Below are 9,961 nucleotides of genomic sequence, written 5' to 3' on the forward strand. Positions count from 1 at the left end.
CTTTACACGGGTACCAAATCCAGGCAGGCGACTTCACGCAGACCCGCAAGATGGTTTTGGCTCGTTAATTTCCGCCGGAACTAACTTTCCAGCCGGGCAAAAGTCAGTCCTTCCACCTACTCCATCCAGGAACCCAAAAATCCCCAGTTTCTCGCCATTTCCACTTCTCATCCATACCTCATACCAATGTGAGGGAGAAACCGTGAGATTAAACCAATCTCACAGGTTAATCATACTATTTGACATCAAAATGGGGGAGATTTCGGATGGAGCGGTTTTTTTGTTCTGTTAAGTTGAGTGTGTTGTAGATCTCCTTGATTAGGTTTTTATCGTAGAGAAGAGTTAGTAAAGTTTAACATCATAAAGGGAGGCTTTTATGAAAAAGTCTTACAAAATCCTACATAGGAGGGTAATGTTGCAATCAATTGCAGTAATTCTTGGAATCTCTATCAATACATCCCGGGCTTCTCACCCAATCACTGTGGATGGACTCTTTGATGATTGGTCTGAGATTTCTGTAGCATCCTACGATCCCACCGGAGACAATCTTCTTGAGGATTTTGCGGAACTGAGCATAACAAATGATAATAATTTCCTTTTCCTAAACGTAAGCTTTCACGACGGAGAACATCTAATCCAGGATTCTAACGAAATCCGTCTCTACATTGACACGGACAACAATTCTGAGACCGGAACGCCAATTCACGGAATTGGTGCCGAGCTGGAGTGGTGTTTCGGATGTCGGCAGGGATTCTACCATACTACAGGGGGATCTGATACAATCTACCAGAATGATTTAACCCTAAGGACTCCTCCTACCATTACTTCGGAGAGATTTGAGATTGCTATTGGGCGGAATACTTCGGTCATGTCACTATATGGAATCCAGACCGTTGATACCGTGTCTGTTCTTTTCAAGGAATCTGATCCTAACGGTGATATTCTTCCAAATCAAACTGGTGGTATCCAATATGTATTTGATACAACATCTGTAGATCCCCCCGACCCTATTTCGCTGTGGCGGTATAATGAAGGCGACATCCGTATCGTGACGTACAATACGTATCGGTCTGGTCTGCTTGATGAAGAAAGACAGCCACGCTTTGAACGGATTCTTACGGCATTGGATCCGGACATCATCGCGTTTCAGGAGCAGTATGAAGATGGCACCCTGGACTCATTGATGTCCGATTGGTTGCCTGACAAGCCTTGGTATTCGAGCGGTCTCTATCGAGGGCAATTAATCGTTCTGTCCAAGTACCCCATTCTACAAGAGGACACTTTGATTTCCTCCGAACGAATACATGCGGTTCTACTTGATACTGAACAAGAGTTGGGGTCCGAGTTACTGATAATCAACAACCATCTGAATTGTTGTACCAATGACTCATCTCGACAGGCAGATGCGGACGAGTTCGTCCAGGTAATGCGGGAATGGAGACAGGGCGACGGACCTTTTCCCCTCGCTGATGGAACTCCTTTCGTTCACCTGGGGGATTTCAATCTTGTGGGATACCGTCAGCAACTCAAGACGCTCCGAGATGGTGATATTTCGGATGAAGCCACCCATGGAGGAGAAGATTTTCCTCTCGACTGGGACGGAACTTCCTTAACAGATCTTTTTTCCCGTCATACTCATATTCGGATGGGATATACCTGGCGGGACGACGCAAGTTCTTTCAGTCCGGGAAAGCTGGACTACATTCTATACACCGATAGCGTTATTGACTCAGGAAAGCACTTTGTCCTAAACACATTGGCTATGGACGAGGTGGATCTGCTTTCTTATGGGCTCCGGGTGGAGGATACGCAGCTCGCTTCTGATCACCTGCCTCGTGTCATGGATGTTGCGGTCATACATCCTGTCGGTACTTACAATGAGGTAGGAACCGAAATGCCCGTTCGTTTCGAGCTCTATAGTGCATACCCCAACCCCTTCAATCCCGTCACAACATTGAAGTATGATCTTCCTGCGAGGGCTGATGTTACGCTCACGATCTATGACATCCTTGGGAGGCAGATCAGGACTCTGGTACAGGGTGTTGAAGAACCTGGTTACAAGTCGGTAGTATGGGATGGAACGAATGATCTGGGTCAGCAGGTGAGTGCTGGCGTGTATCTCTATCGAATCGAGGCGTCTGATTTCACGCAAACCCGTAAGATGTTGCTGATCAAGTAGCCTTCTGAAATTTCACTGATCCCCGGCCACGGATTATTAGTCCGTTGCCGCATCAAAACTCACCGACGAGAAACGGCTATTTTCTAAAAGTTGTATCCATAAAACGTATCCATATTTTGGACTTCTCATCGGCCTTTCCAAGAAAAACAGAGAAACAATCAGAAATTGCTCCGATTGACAACCCCTCAATTCCCTGATTGACAATTCCTCCTTCGACAATTATCTTTGATTAAGAATTTGAGCAAAAAAAGGGGTGCTGCCCACATGGGATAGCTGAGATTAAACCCTTTGAACCTGAACTGGGTAATGCCAGCGTAGGAATGAAGACAGCAGACAAACATTTAGGGCCTGTGATGAAAGTCGTAATAGTGGTGAGGATGTCTTCATGGTGAAGATGAACAGCACAGGATCCGCTCCTTCCTACTCCACCTTTAGCGGCAGGAGCAATGCTGACACGGACTGGAGTATTACTGTAGATAGCAGCGGGAATACCTACATAATGGGGCAGGTAGATTCCAGAGGTTTTCCGACCACTTCTGGCGTCCATGACAAAATCCACAATGAAGACGGGGATGCCTTAATTCATTCGACATCATAAGATGTTCGCAACAGTGTCGAAGTGCTCGTACAGCGCCTCATTTATGCCGGTCACATTTTCCTGACATTTTCGATTTCTTGTCGAATGACAAATATCATCAGTAAGTCAATGAGATTATTTGCCAAAGTCATTTGCACTCTAAGTATTTTACCAACGACTTCGTTTATTCAAATAGTCAATGCTCAGTGCACAAGCAGTAACTCACTCACCACCCTTTATGGCACAAATAATGGTCAGGACGGCATAATGTTTGATATTACAGCAACCAATGGTATTACAATCATCTGTTTTGACAGCAACTGGGACGCGGGTACTTTTGACTGCAGAATCTACTATAAAGCCGGAACACATGTTGGCTCTGAGACTACATCAGGAGCATGGACACTTTCAGGGTCTGCAACTGGTATTACCTCAAACGGAGACAATGTAGCTACTCATATTCCCATTACTTTGAATTTGGCCATTCCCGCAGGTTCAACATATGGTTTCTACATTACCAATACCGGGGGTGCTTCAGAGGCCAATATGAATTATACAAATGGAACGGGTGTCGGCAATGTGTTGGCATCGGACTCCAAAATTCAGATACTTGAGGGTACTGGTAAGGAGTATCCCTTTGGCGATAGCTTTGCACCAAGGAAGTTCAACGGTACTGTATATTACAATATGGCAGATGTGACGGCACCCACGTTTGGTTCTGGCTATCCAAAGACAGAGAATGTAGGTGGTACAAACTTTGATCTAAAAGCGCAGATCAATGAGGGCGGGAAGGCTTACTATGTGGTCTTGGCTGATGGTGCTGTAACACCCACGTCATCGGAGGTGAAAGCGGGGACCGGAAGCAGTGGAGCCACTGCGGTTAAGTCTGGGAGTTTTGCCTTAACTGCGAATACAGAAGGGAGTGCATCTATCACTGGCTTAGCCTCTGAGACTGCCTACGACGTTTATGTGGTGGCGGAGGACGATGAGACCACGCCTAATCTTCAGAGTTCACCCACCAAGTTGGATGTGACTACCGCGGATGTGACGGCACCCACGATATCATCATTTAGCCCCACTGACGACGCGACCGGTGTGGCTGTCGATGTCAGCCCCATCATCACCTTCAGTGAGAACGTTGATGCAGAAACGGAGAATATTACAATTAAGAAGACCTCAGACAACACCGCATTTGAGACCATAGATGTCACGTCTACGATGGTGACAGGAACCGGCACCACCACCATAACGATTAATCCGTCAGGAACGTTTGCTGGTGAAACCGAATACTATGTTCTGATTGATGCTACTTCCTTTGATGACCCCTCGGGTAACAGTTATGCGGGCATCAGCTCCACAACCGACTGGAACTTTACGACGGCAGATATAGCTGGACCCACGTTATCGATTTCCTCAAGCGCGTCTTCTCCTACTAATACCTCACCCATACCCATCACGGTGACGTTTAGTGAGAGTGTGACAGGGTTTGTGGCGAGTGATGTGACGATCGGGAATGGAACACCAAGTAATTTCGCTGGTTCTGGTGCGACTTACACATTTGATGTAAGCCCTTCTGCGGATGGAACAGTGACAATTGACATTGCAGCAAATGTGGCTCAGGATGCGGCTGGGAACGGGAATACTGTGGCGACTCAGTTTAGCATTACCTATGATGGAACATCTCCTACGGTATCCCTTTCTTCGAGTGTGTCTTCTCCCACCAACACATCGCCCGTACCCATCACAGTGACTTTTAGTGAGAATGTGACAGGGTTTGTGGCGAGTGATGTGACGATTGGGAATGGAACACCAAGTAATTTCGCTGGTTCTGGTACGACTTACACATTTGATGTAAGCCCTTCTACGGATGGAACAGTGACGGTAGATATTGCGGCAGACGTCGCCCAGGATGCGGCTGGCAATGGGAATACAGCAGCAACTCAGCTCAGCATTATCTATGATGGAACTGCCCCCGCCAATCCTCAAAACTTGACCATCAGTCACGGCAACGGACAGGTCACCCTCCAGTGGATTCCCAATACAGAATCCGACCTGCACAAATACAATATCTATCGTAGTACGTCATCTCCTGCAGCTACTCTCATTGATAGCATCATTGGTGGTTCTCCACCCGATACGTTTTACGTAGATACCGGATTGGATAAAGGAACCACCTATTATTACCGCATAACAGCTCTGGACAATGTGGGGAATGAGAGTGACTTTTCTAACGAGGTAAGCGCCACACCTAACCATCCACCCGAGTCATTTGATTTGGTGTTTCCCTACAACGATACAACTATCGTAATTACGCGGTACAACAGTTGGGTAGATACTCTTTACTTTGCGTGGGATCAAGCTAACGATGCTGATGGAGACCCAGTGACGTATAGTCCTGCGCTCACGGGTGACTTTCTCAACTTCTTCTTGATAAGTGGTCATATGACAACAAACCTCTGGAAGATCCCATACCATCATGTGAAGTACTATATGTACGAGGCGGGGATTGAGGTTGCAGCAGGCACGTGGACCATTGTTGCCTCAGACGGCTGGGCCACAACTGAAGCCAGTGGTGGGCCGTTTACACTGACCATTGATCGGAGCCAAGTGAGCATTGAAGAATCTGAGCTAATCCCTGAGACATTTGCCCTACATGAGAATTATCCCAACCCCTTCAATCCCGTCACATCGATCCGTTATGAATTACCGGAAAAATCTCGTATTGTCATAACGATTCATGACATTCTTGGTAAAGAAATAGGAACGCTTGTGAATACAATTCAAGACGCAGGATACAAGTCAGTTATTTGGGATGGGACCGATGAGTTCGGGAGAACTGTTGGGACTGGGATTTACCTTTATCAGATGAAAGCAGGAGATTACACACAGACGAAGAAGATGCTACTGTTGAAATAGGGGCATATTTGATCAAAAAGACACCGTAACTTGAAGGGCGGGCAATTGTTCGGGGGGGCCGTGGCATTTCTGTTCAAGAATCAAATAATGGGGACGATTGATATGGGCAAGAAACGAGAAACGATTCTTGGTGTCATGATATCTTTGGTCCTGGCAAACCCCGTTTGGGGGCACGTAGCTCTCATTTATCCCAAGGGTGGTGAAACCTTTTATTTCAGAGAAAAGGTCAAGATAGAATGGCACATTACGATGGAGCATAATGACCAGGAAAATTTTGATCTCTATTTCTCACCCGACGGCGGGGCAAATTGGGTGGTTATTGATTTGGATCTGGACCCAGGTTATACCACCTATTCATGGCCCGTGCCTGAGTTAGAGACGGATCAGGCACGAATCTGGATCTACATGGATAATGAGGGAACGGACTACGACGATACCAGTGATGATTTTGCAATTCAGGACGCCCAAGCCTCGGTTCATGTACCGGGGGAATTACCCCTCGCCCCTGAATTGCATGCTAACTACCCCAACCCCTTCAACCCAGTCACAACCTTGCGCTATGATCTTCCTGAACGTGCAAATGTTGAACTCACAATCTTTGACATCTTGGGTAGACAGGTCAGGACTCTTGTTCAGGTTATGGAAGAACCGGGATACAAATCAGTCGTGTGGGATGGAGCCAATGACTTTGGCCAACAGGTGAGTGCAGGAGTTTACCTGTACCGCATCCAAGCAGGCGATTTCACGCAAACCCGTAAGATGTTGCTGATCAAGTAGCCTTCTGAAATTTCACCGATCCCCGGCCACGGATTGTTAATCCGTTGCTGTGACGCCAGTTTACCGACGAGCCTCTACCCTTTCCGTTCCCCTTGTATCCACAGAAACCGTTTCCATATTTCTGCTTTTCACCGCATTTTAAGTTTGCTACTAACGTGATTTAAGGCCGTTGCCTTCTGTTTCTGTGGTTGCTTTTGGTATTGGGGTTCGTAAGTTTAGCTGTGCTGGGGTTTTCCAACAAAATGTTCAATGATCTCATCCACATTTTACATCATAGTACACCCACAAAGGGCGAAGGAGGAGTCATGAAGAAACAATCCTTATTCTTTTTATCTGTCTTGGTGGCATTATATGGTTCTCTCGGTTCAGCCGTTGGCCAGGACGTTGAAATACAGGTGCCGAAGACAGATGCTACCACTGGTTTTTCGGTGACAAATGCTGATAACGATACCATTTTCACCGTTAGGGGAGACGGCAACGTCGGCATCGGCACGACGACGCCGAGAGTGAAGCTGGATGTGGCTGGGAGATTACGATGGAGCGAGGTTTTGAGTGAGAACTCGGCTTCCACAGAATCTGGATCAGAAGTCTCTGTTATAAGATTCCTGACTGACGGAGGCAATCCGTCATGGTCATTGATGAAGAGAGGCGAAGCACATGCCTCGCAGCCAGGATGGCTTTATCTTTATCACTATGATGGGACAACATTTCGGAGTGCGCTTGTCGGAAAACCAGACGGGACCGCGGCTTTAGGAATGAACGGCAACGTCGGCATCGGCACAACGAGGCCGGTTCGAAAATTGCAGATTAGCGGTGGAAGCATTCTCTTGGATAACAGCCAGCCAATACTAATGAAGGATACAGACGGAACAGCACGAACTATGGTTCATTTCAGCACTGCGAACAATCTGCAAATCGGTGGGGCAACGGGAACGATTGGTGGTTCCGTACAGATTGCAGCGGATGGTAGGATTCGATTTTATCCAGGTTCAGGGTCAGGATGGAACGAGACAGTAACATTTGGAACAAACGGCAACGTCGGCATCGGAACGACGAGTCCTGAACAAGAATTAGATGTAAGAGGGCAAATCATCATACAGAGCACTAGTGGATTAAACACTGACGGGTTACTATTCAAACGCCCCGGTTCTGTATCTGCTTCAAACACAATGTTCTCTTTCTCTGAGAGAAGTACAGACACTGATCTTTGGTTGTATGGGTATGACGGGACAACATTTAGAAACTTCATCGGTTTTGACTATCCTAACTTCAAAGTTTCGATAGGGCCGTCAGGGACAGGAGCAAACACATTAGTTGCAGATTTAGCAAACGGTAACGTCGGCATCGGAACGACGAGTCCTGACAACATTCTCACCGTAGTCCAAAACTCATCTACAGACCCAATCGCGGACGCGTGGACGACCTACAGTTCCAGGCGATGGAAAACCAACATTGAGCCCATTGAGGGAGCCCTGGACAAAGTCCAGCATCTGCGCGGGGTCTCTTTTGATTGGAAAGCAGACGGTAAGCATGACATTGGACTCATTGCGGAGGAGGTAGGTGAGGTAATACCGGAAGTTGTAGCATATGAGGCAAACGGTATCGACGCCAAGTCTGTGGACTATGCTCGTCTGGTTGCGGTTTTAATTGAAGGAATGAAGGAACAACAAGAAGAAATTGAGGATTTGAAAGTAGCCGTTACGGCCATGGAATCCCAATATGAATTGGCGCTTAAAGAGTAGCGGCAGAAACCAAATAGGTTAGCTATGAGTTTGTCGATTCAAGAAAGAGGGGTGAGTCCTCCCTGAATAATTTTGAGAATTGAGGATTAAGATGTTGAGTGCGAGAGTCAATAAGAGTAAGTGAGAGGTAGAAATGGGCGTTAGAAAAACTTTTGTAGAAATCTTACTCTGGGGAACAATTTTGGTGTGGTCTATTCCGCACTCAGTAACGGCCACGGGGATCACAGTCCCCAGCGGTGCAACGTTCACCATGAGCAGCGGCAGCATCTTCACGCTACCGGGAAATTGGAATAATGACGGTATATTCGTTCATGGAGATGGTACCGTCATTTTTGACGGCGCCATTGACCAAAGCATCAGCAATCCTTCCGGCGAAACTTTTTACACGCTAAAGGTTGAGAAGTCAACTGGTGATTTGAGACTAAATAACAATGTCACCGTGGTCGAGTCACTGGTTCTTACAACTGGAGACTTGGACTTGAACGGGAACACTATCGCCTTAGGTACGAATGCCACACTCCATGAGTCACCCGGCAACACCGTGAAGGGAACTTCTGGCAGTATAACAACAACCCGGGCACTCGACAATATTAGCTCTGAGAACGTGGGTGGTCTGGGAGCGTCGATTACTACGACAGAGGATATGGGAAGTACGGTCATCGATCGAGGGCATGGAGTTCAGACTTTGGATGATGCTTACGGAATTGAGCGCTATTATGACATCACCCCAACCAACAACTCAGGACTGAATGCAACCTTGGTCCTCAACTACGATGATTCAGAACTGAACAGTGTCTCAGAATCCTCTCTATCTCTTTACCGTTCCACGGATGAAGGAGCAACCTGGTCACTGGAAGGGGGTATTGTTAACACCACGGACAATACAGTTACCCTTTCCGATATTAACTCCTTTTCCCGGTGGACGGCTGGTAGCGAAACGCTTCTTGAACTTCCAAATCTTAAAGTTTTCTCCTATTCCAGCCCTCAAGTTGCACTTGTAGGGGAAGCAATAGGAGACCTCATAGAACTTCATATTCAAAATGATGGTGTAGCGGATGCAGATTCATTTAATGTTGGTTTCTACATTTCTGACGATGGCGCCATTACAACTGATGATGTTCTCCTTACAGGTGGGCGGGTATTTGTCAATCTTGTGGCCTCTGGTGAGACGGTTGAGGTTTCCCTCTACTCAGGAGCCTCTGTGCCTGAAGATTTAGACCCGGGGAATTATTTCTTGGGGTCGCTGGTTGATGAATTGAATGTGGTTGACGAATCTGACGAAGAAGACAACTTTGTGTCCCTGCCGATAACCATTGATATTGCTACTGCTGTTGATAGTGACAGGAACGAAATTCCTGAACACTTTCATCTTGGCCGGAACTACCCTAACCCCTTCAATCCGGTCACAGCCTTTCGCTATGATCTGCCGGAGGGAAGCGAAGTAACGTTGACCATTTACGACATCCTCGGCAGGCAAGTCAGGATTCTAATTCAGGGTATGGAAGAACCCGGATATAAGTCAGTCGTGTGGGATGGTACGGATGATTTCGGGGATCCTGTCAGTGCTGGCGTTTACCTCTACCGTATCCAAGCTGGCGATTTCACCCAGACCCGCAAGATGATTTTGTTGAGATGAGTTTATACTTACAACCTGAACTGGGTAATGCCAGCGGAGGGAAATGAGAAACAGACTATCAGAACCGTCTTCGGTTTGAGGGCGTTTTCTGTTTTCTCTCAGACTCCCGCTGTTCAGTCGAAGTAATTTCTTTA

General features: G+C 47.0%; 5 protein-coding genes and 1 riboswitch. All 5 genes read left to right on the forward strand.

What is annotated here, in order from left to right; genetic code table 11:
• Positions 1-412: 412 nt before the first annotated feature.
• The 5 genes from V3U24_09215 (at position 413) to V3U24_09235 (ending at position 9,827) form a co-directional block, all read left to right on the forward strand.
• Positions 413-2,179 (forward strand): FlgD immunoglobulin-like domain containing protein, encoded by a 1,767-nt coding sequence (locus tag V3U24_09215; protein ID MEE9167617.1) that lies wholly within the window; start codon positions 413-415, stop codon positions 2,177-2,179.
• 239 nt (positions 2,180-2,418) lie between these two features.
• Positions 2,419-2,517: riboswitch (TPP riboswitch) on the forward strand.
• Between the two features lie 506 nt (positions 2,518-3,023).
• Positions 3,024-5,672 (forward strand): Ig-like domain-containing protein, encoded by a 2,649-nt coding sequence (locus V3U24_09220; GenBank protein MEE9167618.1) that lies wholly within the window; start codon positions 3,024-3,026, stop codon positions 5,670-5,672.
• A 60-nt stretch (positions 5,673-5,732) separates the two neighbouring features.
• Positions 5,733-6,449, forward strand: coding sequence for a T9SS type A sorting domain-containing protein (locus V3U24_09225; GenBank protein MEE9167619.1), 717 nt, complete (start codon positions 5,733-5,735; stop codon positions 6,447-6,449).
• A 305-nt stretch (positions 6,450-6,754) separates the two neighbouring features.
• Positions 6,755-8,191: a tail fiber domain-containing protein gene (locus tag V3U24_09230; GenBank protein ID MEE9167620.1), complete on the forward strand. Its 1,437-nt coding sequence runs from the start codon at positions 6,755-6,757 to the stop codon at positions 8,189-8,191.
• A 133-nt stretch (positions 8,192-8,324) separates the two neighbouring features.
• The gene (locus V3U24_09235) at positions 8,325-9,827 is read left to right on the forward strand and encodes a T9SS type A sorting domain-containing protein (GenBank protein MEE9167621.1); all 1,503 of its coding nucleotides are present in this window, start codon (positions 8,325-8,327) and stop codon (positions 9,825-9,827) included.
• Positions 9,828-9,961 lie beyond the last annotated feature (134 nt).

It is taken from the genome of Candidatus Neomarinimicrobiota bacterium, assembly GCA_036476315.1.
GTDB lineage: Bacteria > Fidelibacterota > Marinisomatia > Marinisomatales > S15-B10 > JAZGBI01.